The organism is Mesorhizobium sp. M0621, assembly GCF_040320745.1.
Lineage (GTDB): Bacteria > Pseudomonadota > Alphaproteobacteria > Rhizobiales > Rhizobiaceae > Mesorhizobium.
On record NZ_JAMYQF010000017.1, the window covers coordinates 39,486 to 54,140 of the forward strand.

At 63.7% G+C, this 14,655-nt stretch carries 16 protein-coding genes, 1 tRNA gene and 1 pseudogene; 8 read left to right on the forward strand and 10 right to left on the reverse strand.

What is annotated here, in order from left to right; translation table 11 throughout:
- Positions 1–6 precede the first annotated feature (6 nt).
- The gene (locus NKI38_RS14345; RefSeq protein WP_352658583.1) at positions 7–1,191 is read left to right on the forward strand and encodes an FAD-dependent oxidoreductase; all 1,185 of its coding nucleotides are present in this window, start codon (positions 7–9) and stop codon (positions 1,189–1,191) included.
- Here NKI38_RS14345 and NKI38_RS14350 read toward each other — a convergent pair.
- A complete protein-coding gene (locus NKI38_RS14350; protein WP_352658700.1) occupies positions 1,139–1,864 on the reverse strand; it encodes a glutathione S-transferase family protein in 726 nt (241 codons plus the stop codon). The genes NKI38_RS14345 and NKI38_RS14350 overlap by 53 nt on opposite strands.
- Positions 1,865–2,008: 144 nt before the next feature.
- Between NKI38_RS14350 and NKI38_RS14355 the strand changes: the two genes are divergently transcribed.
- Positions 2,009–2,467 carry a MarR family winged helix-turn-helix transcriptional regulator gene (locus NKI38_RS14355; RefSeq protein WP_352658585.1) on the forward strand — a complete coding sequence of 153 codons (459 nt, stop codon included), beginning with the start codon at positions 2,009–2,011 and terminating at the stop codon, positions 2,465–2,467.
- A gap of 29 nt (positions 2,468–2,496) precedes the next feature.
- Here the strand turns inward: NKI38_RS14355 and NKI38_RS14360 are convergent.
- Positions 2,497–2,931 (reverse strand): annotated as a pseudogene (locus tag NKI38_RS14360) (anthrone oxygenase family protein).
- 154 nt (positions 2,932–3,085) lie between these two features.
- Between NKI38_RS14360 and NKI38_RS14365 the strand changes: the two are divergent.
- Both NKI38_RS14365 and ilvC read left to right on the forward strand, forming a co-directional pair.
- Positions 3,086–3,739: a TetR/AcrR family transcriptional regulator gene (locus NKI38_RS14365; protein WP_352658587.1), complete on the forward strand. Its 654-nt coding sequence runs from the start codon at positions 3,086–3,088 to the stop codon at positions 3,737–3,739.
- Between the two features lie 25 nt (positions 3,740–3,764).
- The gene (gene ilvC / locus NKI38_RS14370) at positions 3,765–4,784 is read left to right on the forward strand and encodes a ketol-acid reductoisomerase (protein WP_013531065.1); all 1,020 of its coding nucleotides are present in this window, start codon (positions 3,765–3,767) and stop codon (positions 4,782–4,784) included.
- 194 nt (positions 4,785–4,978) lie between these two features.
- On the opposite strand, the gene NKI38_RS14375 is transcribed toward ilvC, so the two are convergent.
- Positions 4,979–5,551 (reverse strand): BA14K family protein, encoded by a 573-nt coding sequence (locus NKI38_RS14375; protein ID WP_352658589.1) that lies wholly within the window; start codon positions 5,549–5,551, stop codon positions 4,979–4,981.
- Positions 5,552–5,739: 188 nt separating this feature from the next.
- Here NKI38_RS14375 and NKI38_RS14380 point away from each other — a divergent pair, with 188 nt between their 5' ends.
- Together NKI38_RS14380 and NKI38_RS14385 are read left to right on the forward strand one after the other, a co-directional pair.
- Positions 5,740–6,852: an endonuclease/exonuclease/phosphatase family protein gene (locus NKI38_RS14380; RefSeq protein WP_352658591.1), complete on the forward strand. Its 1,113-nt coding sequence runs from the start codon at positions 5,740–5,742 to the stop codon at positions 6,850–6,852.
- A gap of 5 nt (positions 6,853–6,857) precedes the next feature.
- A complete protein-coding gene (locus NKI38_RS14385; protein WP_352658593.1) occupies positions 6,858–7,574 on the forward strand; it encodes a hypothetical protein in 717 nt (238 codons plus the stop codon).
- On the opposite strand, the gene NKI38_RS14390 is transcribed toward NKI38_RS14385, so the two are convergent.
- From NKI38_RS14390 to NKI38_RS14405, 4 genes are all read right to left on the reverse strand, one after another.
- Positions 7,571–7,813 carry a hypothetical protein gene (locus tag NKI38_RS14390; protein ID WP_352658595.1) on the reverse strand — a complete coding sequence of 81 codons (243 nt, stop codon included), beginning with the start codon at positions 7,811–7,813 and terminating at the stop codon, positions 7,571–7,573. The genes NKI38_RS14385 and NKI38_RS14390 overlap by 4 nt on opposite strands.
- Before the next feature lie 135 nt (positions 7,814–7,948).
- A complete protein-coding gene (locus NKI38_RS14395) occupies positions 7,949–9,166 on the reverse strand; it encodes an ABC transporter permease (RefSeq protein WP_352658597.1) in 1,218 nt (405 codons plus the stop codon).
- Positions 9,163–9,876: an ABC transporter ATP-binding protein gene (locus tag NKI38_RS14400; RefSeq protein WP_352658599.1), complete on the reverse strand. Its 714-nt coding sequence runs from the start codon at positions 9,874–9,876 to the stop codon at positions 9,163–9,165. Before NKI38_RS14400 ends, NKI38_RS14395 begins: the two co-directional genes overlap by 4 nt.
- Before the next feature lie 4 nt (positions 9,877–9,880).
- Positions 9,881–11,173, reverse strand: a complete 1,293-nt coding sequence (locus tag NKI38_RS14405) for an efflux RND transporter periplasmic adaptor subunit (RefSeq protein ID WP_352658601.1) — start codon at positions 11,171–11,173, stop codon at positions 9,881–9,883.
- A 101-nt stretch (positions 11,174–11,274) separates the two neighbouring features.
- Between NKI38_RS14405 and NKI38_RS14410 the strand changes: the two genes are divergently transcribed.
- Positions 11,275–12,183, forward strand: a complete 909-nt coding sequence (locus NKI38_RS14410; RefSeq protein WP_352658603.1) for a PhzF family phenazine biosynthesis protein — start codon at positions 11,275–11,277, stop codon at positions 12,181–12,183.
- 106 nt (positions 12,184–12,289) lie between these two features.
- Positions 12,290–12,365, forward strand: a tRNA-Lys gene (locus NKI38_RS14415).
- Between the two features lie 110 nt (positions 12,366–12,475).
- On the opposite strand, the gene NKI38_RS14420 is transcribed toward NKI38_RS14415, so the two are convergent.
- The 3 genes from NKI38_RS14420 to cobS are packed head-to-tail and all read right to left on the reverse strand — an operon-like array spanning position 12,476 to position 14,652.
- Positions 12,476–12,793 (reverse strand): hypothetical protein, encoded by a 318-nt coding sequence (locus tag NKI38_RS14420; protein ID WP_352658605.1) that lies wholly within the window; start codon positions 12,791–12,793, stop codon positions 12,476–12,478.
- Positions 12,794–12,825: 32 nt separating this feature from the next.
- Positions 12,826–13,836 (reverse strand): nicotinate-nucleotide--dimethylbenzimidazole phosphoribosyltransferase, encoded by a 1,011-nt coding sequence (cobT, locus tag NKI38_RS14425; RefSeq protein WP_352658607.1) that lies wholly within the window; start codon positions 13,834–13,836, stop codon positions 12,826–12,828.
- A 39-nt stretch (positions 13,837–13,875) separates the two neighbouring features.
- The gene (cobS, locus tag NKI38_RS14430; protein ID WP_352658609.1) at positions 13,876–14,652 is read right to left on the reverse strand and encodes an adenosylcobinamide-GDP ribazoletransferase; all 777 of its coding nucleotides are present in this window, start codon (positions 14,650–14,652) and stop codon (positions 13,876–13,878) included.
- Between the last annotated feature and the right edge of the window lie 3 nt (positions 14,653–14,655).

The window sequence follows — 14,655 nt, forward strand, 5'->3', positions numbered from 1 at the left end:
CTGGCCATGGCGCTGTACCTCAAGCGTGCCGGGCATCGGGTCACCGTCTTCGAGCGCTTCGAGGAGCCGAAGCCGGTCGGCTCCGGGCTGATCCTGCAGCCGACCGGGCTGACGGTTTTGGCCGATCTTGGACTGCTCGACGATATCCTTGCACTGGGCAGCCGCATCGATCGCCTGCACGGCGCCGATGCCAGCACCGGGCGCACCGTGCTCGATGTCCGCTATGATGCGCAACGCGGTGGCCGCTTCGGGCTGGCGGTGCACCGGGCGGCCCTATTCGGCGTGCTTTATCGCGCCGCTCAGCGCGAGAAGATCGCCATCGAAACCGGCGTCGAGATCGAGGCTCTGGAGACAGGCGAACGGGCAACGCTGACCTGTGGCAACGGACGAAGAACGGGGCCTTTCGATCTGGTCGTCGACGCCAGCGGCTCGCGCTCGAAACTGCGACGGAGCGTCGGCACCCCAAGCGAGCCGCGCCCACTCATTTATGGCGCGTTCTGGGCCTCGCTCACCTGGCGTGGTGAAGATTTCGACGAGCACGCGCTGCTGCAACGCTACGACAAAGCGAGCGTGATGATCGGCGTGCTGCCGATCGGCCGGCCGGAGCCGGGCGCTGAAAGGATGGCGGCATTCTTCTGGAGCCTCAAACCTGCCGATGTCGAGCGGGTGCGGGCAGTGGGTCTCGACGCCTGGAAGGAACGACTGGTCGCGCTGTGGCCCGAATGCGAGGCGTACACAAGCCAGATCGGGGATTTCGACCAGCTCTCACTGGCGCGCTACGGCCACCACACGATGAAGCTGCCCGCTGGCCGGCGGTTGGCCATCATCGGCGACGCGGCGCATTCGACCAGCCCGCAACTGGGGCAAGGGGCGAATATGGCGCTGCTTGACGCCGCGGCGCTCAGCCATGCGTTGGCACGAATGGCGAGTGTCGAAGCGGCACTAGAAGCCTATGCGAAGGCGCGGCGCTGGCATGTCCGCGTCTTCCAGGCGCTGTCGCTGGCTTTCACACCGTTCTATCAGTCGGATTCGATAGCACTGCCCTTCATCCGCGACAGGCTGGTGGCGACGGTGGCAAAGATCCCACCGGCGCCGCAGTTCCTCGCCTCGATGGTGGCCGGAACCGTAATCGATCCGTTCAGGCGGATCGGGCTTGCAGAGGCGAAGTGGTCGGATCGCTTCTGCGGATGAGGCTCGAGAGGTATGATCCCTTCGCTTGCAGGAAGGCATGCAGGCCTTGCGGGTAGTCCGGTGCCACGGCGTGCTTGATCGACGCCCGTTCACTCAATGCCTTGCGCCAGGCCCGGACGAGCGGCTTGCCCTCCAGGATACCGAAATCGCCGATCTTGTCGAAGGCGTCCAGATAGCGGAAGACCGGACCGTAAACGGCGTCGACCAGCGAAAAGTGCTCGGCGGCGAACCAGGGTCCGCCAGGCTCGTCCGCCAACTCGGCTTCGAGACGATCGAACATGGCGGACAGCGCGCTGGATTCGGCCAGGAAACCGGCCTCGCTCGAGGCTGAATAGAACCGGCCGATGGCGTTGAGGGTTGCCGAGCCGAACTCGATCCAGGCACGGTGTCGGGCGCGGGCATAGGGGTCGGCTGGGTGGAGGGGGTTGGCCTGCGTCTCTTCGAGGAATTCGAGGATGACAGCCGACTCGAAGATCACCGTTTCCTCGCCATTTCGCTGCACGCGCAGCAGCGGCACCTTGCCGAGCGGCGAGATTGCCTTGAACCAGTCCGGCTTGTTGGCGAGGTCGATATCGATGCGCTCGAACGGCACGCCCTTTTCGGTCAGTGAAATCGCGGCGCGCTGAACATAGGGGCAGAGATGGTGGCTAACGAGAATGAGCTTGTCGGGCATCTCACTCGCTCCAATGTCGGCGAGTTTGCAGGTTTCGTGTTTCATAGGAATGGTTTTCCATAGTTAATGCAATTGCATCTATGTAGATGCATATGCATTGATCGTCAAGCTTGATGCAATTGCATCTATTGCCTATGCTGGGCCATGACCGAGAAAGCCGCGCCTTCGCCCGAAGCCATCAAGGCCTGGGCCCGCCTGATGCGCGTTTCGCGCCAGCTGATGGAAAGCGCTGAAGAGGCGTTGAAGGCCGCTGGCCTGCCGCCGCTTGCCTGGTACGACGTGCTGCATGAGCTCGCCGAGGCGGGCGAGGGCGGGCTGCGGCCGTTTCAGCTGATCGAGCGCACACTGTTTGCGCAATACAATATCTCCCGGCTGCTGGCGCGGCTCGAGGCCGATGGGCTTGTGGAGAAGCTGCCGGTGGCCGATGACGGCCGCGGCCAGACCATCCGCATCACTCCCAAGGGCCGCGAGACGCGGCGCCAGATGTGGGCTGTCTACGGACGGTCGATCGCCGAACTGGTCGGCGCCAAACTCTCGGGAGATGAGTTGATCATGGTCTCGGCACTGCTCGGACAGTTACGTCATCCGCCCGTCGTGGACTGACGCCATGGCACCGAGCCGGCCTGGCGAGGTCAGGCCAGATGGCTGCCCCAGAGAAACGCCAGCGTCGCCAGCACGCCAAGTGCGGTGCGAACCAGATGCAGATTGCCCCATTTGACGATCAGGGACCTGGCTTGCGGATTGGCGGCGCCTGCGTCCATCGCCTCCAGCACCCTGTTGGTCGACATCATGGCGATCAGCGTCCACGGCCAGGGCAGGATGATCAACACCGCGCCAACCAGAAAGGCGAGACCGCCGGCCTGCCACTAGGCAATCAGACCGAGAACGCAGGCGACGACAGCAATGGACGCCTGCATGGCGGCGCCGCGTTTGTAGGAAGGCTGCCATTCCTGCAGCAGCGCCTTGTCATCGAGACGAAGCCGCGCCGGTTGCTCGGCGACGCTGACATAGATCGCGGCGCCAGAGAATGCGGCAGCAATCATCAAGGCGAGCAATCCGATCAGCATCTTCTTTCCCGCGCAAGTCGTCCGGCGCTGATGCCGTCCAGAAAGAAATAGGGCTTGCAAGGCTCAAAACAATACGCCATAGATCAGGCGAACCGTAACGTACGGTACGGCTTGTCGGGGATAACCGGCCGGCCTTGCCTGCCGAGAGAAGAGCGTGTTGCACAGCGTGTCCGAGATCGATACCAGCGAAGCGCTGACAGAGCGGCAGAAGGCCGTGCTCGACGCAGCGTTGCGGCTGCTGGTCGAGGAGGGCGATCAGCTGACCATGACCGCCGTGGCGCGCCGTGCGAGCTGCTCCAAGGAAACGCTCTACAAATGGTTCGGCGATCGTGATGGGCTGCTGACGGCGACAGTGCAATGGCAAGCCTCGAAAGTGCGGGTGGCGCAGGTCGACGGCAAGGGGCTCGACCTTGCCTCGCTGACGGCAAGCCTCGAACGCTTCGCCTCGGACTGGCTGAAGGTGATTTCAAGCGACACCTCGATCGCGCTCAACCGGGTTGCGGTCGGCCATGCAGGATCGGGCAAGGACGATCTCGGCGCCGTGGTGCTGGAGAATGGCCGCTTCGCACTGGCCAAACGGCTGAAGCCGATGCTTGAGGCCGGCCGGCAGGCCGGGCTGCTCGACTTTGCGGATGCCGAGACGGCGTTCCGCACTTTTTTCGGGCTGGTCGCCCGCGATGTGCAGATACGTCTGCTGCTCGGCGACCGGCTGGAATTGACTGAGGCGGCGATCGGCGGCGATGCCGTGCGGGCGACGCAGCAGTTTCTCGCTCTTTTCGGAGCAAAAACCGGGCTACAAGGCCCCTGATCTTCAAAACGGGAAGGAAGAAAAAATGCGTGTCTATTACGATCGTGATGCCGATCTCAATCTGATCAAGGGCAAGAAGGTCGCCATCATCGGCTATGGCAGCCAGGGCAGGGCGCATGCGCTCAACCTCAAGGATTCCGGCGCCAAGGAGATTGCCATCGGCCTGAAGGCCGGCTCGGCGACCGCCAAGAAGGTCGAGGCCGATGGGCTCAAGGTGATGAGCGTGGCGGACGCCGCCAAATGGGCCGACCTGATGATGATGGCGACGCCGGACGAACTGCAGGCCGACATCTACAAGAACGAGATCGCGCCGAACATCCGCGATGGTGCCGCAATCGCCTTCGCGCATGGGCTCAACGTGCATTTCGGCCTGATCGAGCCGAAGTCGACGGTCGACGTGGTGATGATCGCGCCGAAGGGCCCCGGCCACACAGTGCGCGGCGAGTACCAGAAGGGCGGCGGCGTGCCGTGCCTGGTCGCCGTCAACCAGGACGCTTCAGGCAATGCGCTCGATCTGGCTTTGTCCTACGCCTGCGGCGTCGGCGGCGGCCGTTCGGGCATCATCGAGACCAATTTCCGCGAGGAATGCGAGACCGATCTGTTCGGCGAGCAGGTCGTGCTGTGCGGCGGCCTGGTCGAACTGATCCGCGCCGGCTTCGAGACGCTGGTGGAAGCCGGCTATGCGCCCGAGATGGCCTATTTCGAGTGCCTGCACGAGGTCAAGCTGATCGTCGACCTGATCTATGAAGGCGGCATCGCCAACATGAACTACTCGATCTCGAACACCGCCGAATGGGGCGAGTACGTCTCGGGCCCTCGCATCATCACCGCCGAGACCAAGGCCGAGATGAAGCGCGTGCTGAAGGACATCCAGACGGGAAAATTCACCTCGGAGTGGATGCAGGAATACCGCGCCGGCATGTCCCGTTTCAAGGGCATCCGCCGCAACAATGACAGCCACCAGATCGAGGAAGTCGGCGCCAAGCTGCGCGCGATGATGCCGTGGATTTCGAAGAACAAGCTGGTCGACAAGGCCAAGAACTGAGCGAAATCCAGGCTCTTTTTCTTTGCGCGTCCTCGGGCTTCGCCCTGCGGGCGCGCGAGGGGATTTCGAAGAACAAGCTGGTCGACAAGGCCAAGAACTAAGCGAAATCCATACGTTCGAAGGCCTCGAACACCATCAAAAACGGCGCCACATGGCGCCGTTTCATTATTTATCAATCAACTCAGGCCAGCTCATCAATAGGGCGAGTAGCACTGCTGACGCGGGCCGTTATAAGGCTGGAACGTGTTGTCCCAGGCGCGATATGACCGGTAGCGGTTGTAGCACCACTGGACATGGGCGCTCGAAAGCCGTCCTGCGCGGTAATAGCGGCGCGGCGCCGGCCTGTCATAGTAGTTGTAGTTGTTGTACATGCTGCCGATGCCAAGCCCCAGCCCAAGGCCCAGGAGTGCGGCCGCTCCATCATCGTAGTAACGGCCGCCGCGATAGTGATGGCGACCATGGCGCCAACGCCAGTTGTCTCCACCATTCCAGTTGCCGCGGTTCCAGTGGCCGCCGCCCCAGTTATCGCGGTTCCAGTTGCGACGCCCGTCATGGCGGCGCCATCTCCAATTGTCGCCGCTGAACCGCCGGTCATTGCCGCCCGCCCATTCCTCGCGGACCGGGGTGACTGCCGGCGCCGCCGTGCTGGTGGGAATCGACAGGTTCGGCTGCATGATCGGTCCGGCGGCGGACGGTGCCGTGACGCCGGAGAGGATACCGAGGGCTATAAGCCCGGATTTTACCGTGGAAGAAAAGAGCGAATTCATTGCACTCTCCAAGAGGTACAGGCCCCACGCCCACCCGAGGAATGGGGCAATAATGGATGTTTGCATCTGAACGGCGGATGAACGGAAAGGTTCCGTCAACCATGGCGCGAATGCCTGAGGACCAACCGATCTCCGCTGGTGGTCCTGCGACCTTGTTTTCTGCAGCACTTGCGGGCAAAGGTCATGGCATGTCGCTGCGCCTTGCCACCTTCAATGTCGAGAACCTGATGAACAGGTTCGATTTTTCCGGCTACCGCAACCAGCTCAACGAGGATCGAACGCTGGCGCTGTTCGACATCCAGAGCGAGGCGGAATACAAGATGCTGGAGCAGGCCCGCGCCATCGCGCAGTCCGATGACACGCGCCAGCTGACGGCGCTGGCGATCGCTGCCACACGCGCCGATATCATCTGCATGCAGGAGGTCGACAATATCGAGGCGCTGAAGGCCTTCGAATACGGCTATCTGTTCAAGATGGTGGGGCAGGGCTACCGACAGAAATTCACCACATCAGGCAATGATTCGCGCGGCATCGACGTTGCCGTGATGATGCGCAACGAAACCGCGCAAGGCCAGCCGATCGAATTCGTGCGCATGACCAGCCACGCCTACGTGACCTATGAACAGTTCGGGCTGCACACGCCGGAGCTGGCGGCACTCGGCAACCAGGCCAATGAGCGCATCTTCCGGCGCGACTGCCTGGAAATAGACCTCACCGTGGGCGGCGTGCCGCTGACGCTTTACCTCGTGCATTTCAAATCGATGGGCTCGCCCCGCAACGGGCTCGACGGGCGCGAGGCGACGATGCCGGTGCGCATCGCGGAGGCGCAGGCCGTGCGGCGCATCATCGAGGAGCGCTTCGGCAAGGACCATGCCGCGGACAAACGCTGGGTGATCTGCGGCGACATGAACGACTACCGGCAGCGCGTGAAGGTGGCCGGTGACGCGATCGACGGCTACCGCTTCGAGGTGGTCGACGAGGCCCAGTCCTGCATCAATGTGCTGACGGAAGGCGGCTTCTGCGAAAACGTCGTCGAGCGGCGGCCGGAGATGAACCGCTGGAGTTTTTATCACACACGCGGACCGGAAGAGCGGCATCTGTGCCAGCTCGACTACATCCTGCTGTCGAAGGGGCTCGCCGCCAGCAACGCGACGGCGGTTCCCGACATCATCCGCAACGGCCAGCCCTGGCGCACGGTTTTCCCACCAGGCCAGGAGGTCGAACGCTTTCCGCGCGCCGGCTGGGACCGGCCGAAGGCATCGGACCATTGTCCGGTGGCCATCACCTTGGACATGGCCTGAGCGATATGAGTTTCGATCTGCCGCGCAATGTCATCCTGCCGGTCGACGCTATCGACGTGCGGCTCGATCCTGACCCGCATCCGTTCGCCTTGAACAACGCAGAGGCCATCGCCGAGAACTGGCAGCGCGAAATCGCTGCCAATCCGGCGCTGTTCGACGGCATGGTGGTGTTGCTGTCGCAACTTGCCTACCGCGAAAACCGTCTCGCCGGCCGCTGCCATGCGGTCAACTACTCGACTTTCATGCTGTGGCGAAAACGGCGCGAGAATTCGGGCGCCGAGCACGCCTATGCGCATGCCATGCTGGTCGCCGGCGACAATGCGCTGGTGGCGATCCGCATGGGACCGCACACGGCCAATGCCGGGCGCGTCTATTTCGCCGCCGGCTCGTTCGAGCCGCTCGATTTTCGCGACGGGCTGGTCGATGTCGATTTCAACATGATCCGCGAGGTGCGCGAGGAGACCGGCCTCGACCTGTCAGGTGCGGAACGCGGCAAGCGCTGGCACGCCCTGTCGACCAACAGCGGTACGGTGATCTTCCGCCGCTACCACGCGACGGCGCCCGCCGACGAGATCGCCCGGCGCATCTCAGCCTTCGTCGCCACCGAGACCGAGCCGGAGATCGAGGGACCGGTGATCATCCGCCATGCCGCCGACCTGCCGCAGGGGCTGTCGCCGCACATGAAGCCGCTGATCGAGTGGCATTTTGCCGGCAAGGACTAACGGCGCGTCTTGTCCGGCGCTGTCTTGCGATCGTTGCGGGCGGCGACGAGGAACAGGATGAAGCCGATGCCCAGCAAGCCGCCCATCGCCATTCCCATCGTCTGGCCGACGACTGTCTGGAAATCCGATGTGACGCGGTCGGGATTGGCCATGCCGTAGCGGGCGAGATACCACCAGATGCCTGCAAGGGCTGCCTCGATGATGACCATCGCCAGGCCCAGTCGCGCCTTCTTGCTCATTGGCTATTCCTCCACCCAAGGTAAATTGCCCTAGCATCGCCAACGGTGCGGCGACAGTGGCGGGGCAAGGTGGAAACGTCGAAGACTTGTGCAAAACCGGATCGGAGCGCTGGACGCGTTTCCGACTTGATTGCCCTATTCGTGCCGTAGCGCGTCGATCGGATCGAGCCTGGCGCCGCGCAGGGCAGGGAAGAAGCCGAACACCATGCCGATCAGCGCCGAGAAGCCGACAGCGAGCAGGATGACCGCCGGGCTCGGCGCGAAGGGGATGGTTAGCGTCACCGAGGCGAGGCCGGCCAGCGCCAGGCCGATCAAGATGCCGATGATGCCGCCGAGCAGCGACAGCACCGTCGCCTCGACAAGGAACTGGATGAGGATGTGCTTTTCATGCGCGCCGATGGCCAGCCTGATGCCGATCTCGCGGGTGCGCTCGGTGACCGAGACCAGCATGATGTTCATGATGCCGATGCCGCCGACCAGCAGGCTGACGCCGGCGACCGCACCCAGCATGCCGGTCATGGTGGTGGTGGCGCTGGCCATGGCATCGGCGATCTGCGTCATGTCGCGGATGGCGAAATCGCTCTCGCGGTCGGGCGTGATGCGGCGCGCATCGCGCAAGATGTCCTCGACGCGCGGCTGCAATTCGCTGGTCGGTGTGCGGTCGTCGGCGGCGATATAGATGTTGTCGATGTCGCGGTTGCCGGCGATGCGGCGCTGATAGGCATGCAGCGGCATCAGCACGACATTGTCCTGGTCCTGGCCGAAGCCGGTATAGCCCTTGGGTTCAAGCAGGCCGATGATCTTGCAGGAGGTGCGGTTGACGCGGATGATCTCGCCTTCGGGATCGCCGGCGCCGAAGAATTGCTGGCGCACCGTCTCGCCGATCAGGCATACGCCGGTGCCCGAGCGGGTTTCGGAATCGCTGAACGGACGGCCGGACACCAGTTTCCAGTCGCGCGCATCGAGATAGGCGCTGTCGGTGCCGGTGACACCCGAAGTCAGGCTCTCGGTGCCGAAGATGACGCGCACCTGCTTCTGCGAGGCCGGCGAAATGGCGCGCGCGCCGGTCAGGTGCGCAACGAGCGCCGCCAGGTCTTTTTCAGCCAGCGGACGCACTGCCTGATCGAGCCCGCCCGGAGCGCCTGGGCCGGCCGGACGGCCGGCGCGGACCACCAAAAGGTTGCTGCCGAGCTTGGAGATGTCGGCTTTGACCTTTTGCGTGGTACCGGAGCCGATGGTGAGCATGGCAATGACTGCGGCAACGCCGATGACGATGCCGAGCAAGGTCAGGAACGAGCGCAGCACGTTGCGTCGGATCGAGCGGAGCGAGAGGCGGACGGTTTCCCAGATCATGGTTGTGCCACCTCGATCTTCATGGTGTCGGAGGCGACATGCCCGTCGAGGAAGCGAATTGTGCGTTCGGCATAGCCGGCGACGTCTGCCTCATGCGTCACCATGGCGATGGTCAGGCCAAGCTCGGTGTTCAGCCGGGTCAGCAACTCCATGATCTCGTGCGTGCGGGCGGTGTCGAGATTGCCGGTCGGCTCGTCGGCGACGAGTAGCGTCGGGCGGGTGACGATGGCGCGCGCGATCGCCACGCGCTGCTGCTGGCCGCCGGACAGTTCGGCCGGCGTGTGGTGCTCGCGGCCGACAAGGCCGACCTCTGCCAACGCCTGCATGGCAAGGTCGCGGCGTTCGCGGGCGGCGACGCCACGATAAATCAGCGGCAGTTCGACATTTTCGGTCGCCGTGGTGCGGGCCAGCAGATTGTAGCCCTGGAAGACGAAGCCGACATAGAGGTTGCGCAGCATGGCGCGGCGGTTGCGGTCGAGCCGCCCGGCGTCGATGCCCATGAAGGAATAGGTTCCGGCCGTCGGCGTGTCGAGGCAGCCGATGATGTTCATCGCCGTCGACTTGCCGGAGCCGGACGGCCCCATGATGGCGACGAATTCACCGCGGCGGATTGCAAGGTCGACGCCGGCCAGCGCATGCACCTTGGCCTCGCCCTGGCCATAGCTTTTCCAGACCTTGTCGAAGGTGATGAGGGTCGCGCCCGCAGCCACGGTATCAGCTCCGCTGCTGTGACGCGGTGATGACCTCTGCGCCTTCATCCAGGCCCGAAATGATCTCGGTCAGCTCGCCATCGGTGGAACCGATCTTGACGTTGACCGGGTGCGGACGGCCGTTCTCCAGCACGTACAGCGTGCGCGAGCCATCGGTGGGCACTGTAGCGGCCTGGCGCTGGCGGTTGCCGCCGGGGCGGCCCATGCGGCCGGTGAACAGGTCGCTCAGGCTCCACGCGCGTGCGGCAGGCGCCGTGGGCCGATAGCGGAAGGCTGTGGCCGGCACGGTGAGCACGCCCTTGGCCTGCTTTGTGACGACCGAAACGGTGGCGGTCATGCCGGGCCGCAGCAACAGCTCGTTATTGTCGACCTCAAGCCGCGCATTGTAGGTGACGACGCCGTCGGTGGTGACCGAGGCATAGGAGATGTCGCGGATCTCGGCATCGAACGGCCGCTCGGGGAAGGCATCGACGGTGAAGCGGGCATGCTGGCCTGTCTTGACCGCGCCGATGTCGGCCTCGTCGACTGCCGCCACCAGTTCCATGTTTCTGAGATCGGCGGCGATGATGAACAGTACCGGCGCCTGCAGGGAAGAGGCGACCGTCTGGCCGGGATCGACCGAGCGCGTCAGCACGATGCCGTCGATCGGCGCATAGATGGTGCTGTTGGCAAGGTCGGTCTGCTGCGATTTCAGATCGGCATTGGCGATGGCGAGATTGGCGGTGGCGCTGTCGAGTGCCGCCTTGGAACGGTCGCGGGTCGCGGTCGTAGCTTCGAGCGACTGGTCGGTCGCCATGCCGCGCTTGGTCAAAGCCGCCGCGCGGACAAGCGCCTTTTCGTTTTCGGCGAGCGTCACCGTGGCGTCCTCGACATTGGCGGCCGCTGCCTTTGCGGATGCCTCCGCGCGTTCGATCTGGACCTGCAGCTTGGCGGTGTCGAGGGCTGCCAGAACGTCGCCCTTCTTGACCTGCTGGTTCTCCTCGACAGACACCGAACGGATTATGCCGGAGAGCTGGCTGGAGATGTCGACCTGGGTGAGCGGCTGCAGCGTGCCGGTCGCCGACACCGCGACGGTGAGGTCGGCCTTGGCGGCAGGCACTGTGGTGTAATCAATCTTGGCCGGCGAGCCGGCATACCACTGATAGGCGCCAAGCCCGGCGGCGAGCACGATCAGCGCCAGCAGCGCATAGAGCCAGCCGCGCCGGCGCGACTTGCGCAGACCCGTCTTGTCGAGCCCGAGCGCCGTCTCGATGGCGGAATCCGATTCCGTCTTTGGCAGATTGACAATCTGGTCCACGCTGGACCCCTATAATGCGTAATGTCCCTATCTGTGCACAGATCAGGCTTACTGGTTCAAATATCAAATTAAATTTCGCCCATGTTGGGATTGAGGCAGGAATGAAAACCCGGAATTACTTGCTTTACGATGTGTTTACGACCGAGCGTCTGGCCGGCAATCCTTTGGCCGTCGTGCTGGACAGCAAGGGGTTGGACACGGCCGCGATGCAAGCCATCGCGCGCGAATTCAACCTGTCGGAATCGGTTTTCGTGCTGCCGCCGGACAATCCCAAGCATAAAAACCGTATCCGTATCTTCACGCCCGACTATGAAATGCCGTTCGCTGGCCACCCAACAGTCGGTTCGGCGATCGCGCTGGCCGAACTGGCGGAAGAGGGCGGCGCCGGCATCTTCGTGCTGGAGGAAAACATCGGCCCGGTGCGTTGCGCCGTCAGCAAGCACGATGGCGCGACCTTTGCCGAGTTCGACCTGGCAAAGCTGCCGGAGCCGCTGAAGCTCGAGGCCGATCCGGAGGCGATTGGAGCTGCCCTTGGCCTGGCGCCGCACGAGATCGGCTTCGAGAATCACCGCGTCGCGTTCTGGTCGGCTGGGGTGCCCTACGTCACCATTCCGGTTGCCAATCTCGAGGCGGCGGGGCGAATCCGGCTGGACAACCAGGCCTGGTCGGAACTGGCGCCGCGCAAGAGCGACTGGGCCTTCGCCAGTCCCTATGTCTATTGCCGCGAGACGGTGAACCATGAGAGCGCCTTCCATGTGCGCATGATCGTGCCCGGCACACCGTCCTATGAGGATCCGGCAACCGGCTCGGCGGCGGCGGCCTTTGCCGGCGCCATCATGCATTTCGACGCGCCGACCGACGGCGTTTCGCAGCTGTGGATCGAGCAGGGGCTGGAGATGGGCCGGCCATCGCGCATCCGCCTCGAACTGACCGTGGAAGGCGGAAAACTGGCCTCGGCGCGCATTGGCGGCAATGCCGTCAAGGTGGCGGAAGGCAGGCTTTTCGTCTGATCGCGATGAGCTGAAAGCGATTTGTCGGGAAATGACTCCGGCAGGGCTGGACAGGACGGATGGTGGCGGCTATATGCCCGCCAACGCCGGTTTTTGCCGGCCGAGTGGGTGCGTAGCTCAGTTGGTAGAGCAGCTGACTCTTAATCAGCGGGTCCACAGTTCAATCCTGTGCGCACCCACCAAATTCCTAGAAGAGTTGGTGGAAGACCCTGAAAGCGAGACGCGTTTGACCGTGTCTCGGGCCAATGGTCTGGCCTCGATGTTTAACCAGCAATGGTGGGCCTCGAGCGATCTAACCGCGTCGAGAAATGCGGCTCAGAAACCTGCCGAATCGAAATGCAATACTTTCTTTCGCGCTCGCAGTTTCGTTGACATCAACTCCACTTTCCCCGCCTGAGAAATCGCTGATGAGCCACCAGAAGAAGACCAGGAAGACAACGAAAATGCCGGTATCGATCGGGCCATGACTTGAATAGCTGCTGTGATGGAGTACAGCGGCGACCGCCCCGGCGATAAACACTGCAGCTGCGGCAGGATGAAGTTTCTTCATCTGCAAGATATATTTTAGAAACCCGGCCTTTGGAAGACACCGGCGAGCTACTTTTCCCATGGCTTGTATGTCTTGAGCAGGGAAACTGACGATTACTTCTCCGACACACCAGCCTCGGCAAAACTCGCCATGCGGGCATGGCATTCCAGCGCCGAACGGACGATGTTGACGGCGAGGCAGGCGCCGGAACCTTCACCGAGCCGCATGCCGAGATCGAGCAACGGCGGCAGGCCGAGGGCTTCGAGCAGGCCGCGGTGGCCGGATTCTGCCGAAACGTGCGCGGCAATTGTGTGGGCGAGCCCGGTAGGATGCAGCTTGGCCAGCGGAGCTACGGCGGCGGTGCAGACGAAGCCGTCGAGCAGCACGGGTATGCCCAGATGGCGGGCGGCCAGCGTGGCGCCGAAGATGGCGGCGAGTTCGCGGCCACCGAGCGCGGCAGCGATAGCAAGCGGATCGGCAAGGGCGGAGGCATGGCGCTTCAGGCCGGCTTCGATGGCGACCACCTTGCGCTTCAAGCCGGCGTCGTCGACGCCGGTACCGCGCCCGGTCCATTTTTCAGCACCACCGCCGAACAGCGCCGCCGTAATGGCGGCGGCCGGCGTGGTGTTGCCGATGCCCATCTCGCCGAAGCAGATCAGGTCGAGGTCTTTCGTCACGGCATCATAGCCGACCGAGACGGCCGCGAGAAATGCCTTGTCGTCCATCGCCGGTACTTGTGTGAAGTCGCCGGTCGGATGATCGAGATCGAGCGGAATGACGTCGAGTTCGGCGCCAGCCATACGGGCGAGCTGATTGATGGCGGCACCGCCGCCGGCGAAATTCGCCACCATCTGCACGGTGACCTCAGAAGGATAGGCCGACACGCCTTGCGCGGTGACGCCATGGTTGCCGGCGAAGACGAAGACTTTTACGCGGTCGAGTTTTGGCATGTCGCGGCCCTGCCAGCGCGCCAGCCAGGCGGCGATCGTCTCCAGCCGGCCAAGGCTGCCTTGCGGCTTGGTCAGCGTGTCCTGGCGACGGGCGACCGCATTGGCAGCGGCATCGCTGCCGGCCGGGAGGTCGAGGCAGGCGGCGCGCAATTCATCGAGCGATTTGAATGGCATGGGGGCAAAGTCTCCGAAAGAGAATCAGGTCAAAGGGAATCAGGAAAGGGCTACGGAAGCGACGAGAAGCACCGCGATTTCGCTCGCCTGCTGCAAGGCGCCGATCGTGTCGCCGGTCTGGCCACCGATCTGGTTGAGGCAAAGGGCGCGGAACGCGGCAAACAAAAGGCCAAGCAGGATGAGCGCAAAAATGGCGCCTCCCAGCCCGAGCAGGAGCAGCGGGATCGCACCGACCACGGTGCCGGCCATGGCGGTTTCCTGCGAAACCGTGCCTGCGTCGGCCGAGAGGCCGTCGATCCGCGCCGGGGGCAAGAGATGCATGAAGGCGCCGAGCATACCGCGTGAGGCCGCATGTGCAGCCACGAGTGCGAAGAGGGCCTGTGTGGGATCGACGAATTCCGAAAGTGTGCTCCAGCGGATCAGCAGCGACAGAGCCAGCGCCGCGGCACCATAGGCGCCGATGCGGCTGTCGCGCATGATCTCGAGTTTCTTGCCGCGCGACTTGCCGCCGCCAAAGCCGTCGGCGACGTCGGACAGCCCATCTTCATGCAGGCAACCGGTGGTGAGCAGGGTAGCCACCAGGGCAAGGGCGGCTGCCGGCCCCATGGCAAGGCCAAACCGTTCCGCCGTGGCAAAGACGATGGCGCCGATCAGGCCGACGACGAGGCCGGCGACCGGTGCGGCCCAGATCGCCGCGGCAAGGCTGCGGCCGCGAAAATCGAAGGCAGGCAGCGGCAGCCTGGTGAAAAAGACCAGGCAAAGTGCGATGTCGTCGACGACTTGCCGGGGCGACAGACTGATGTTCTTCAGCTTCATGCT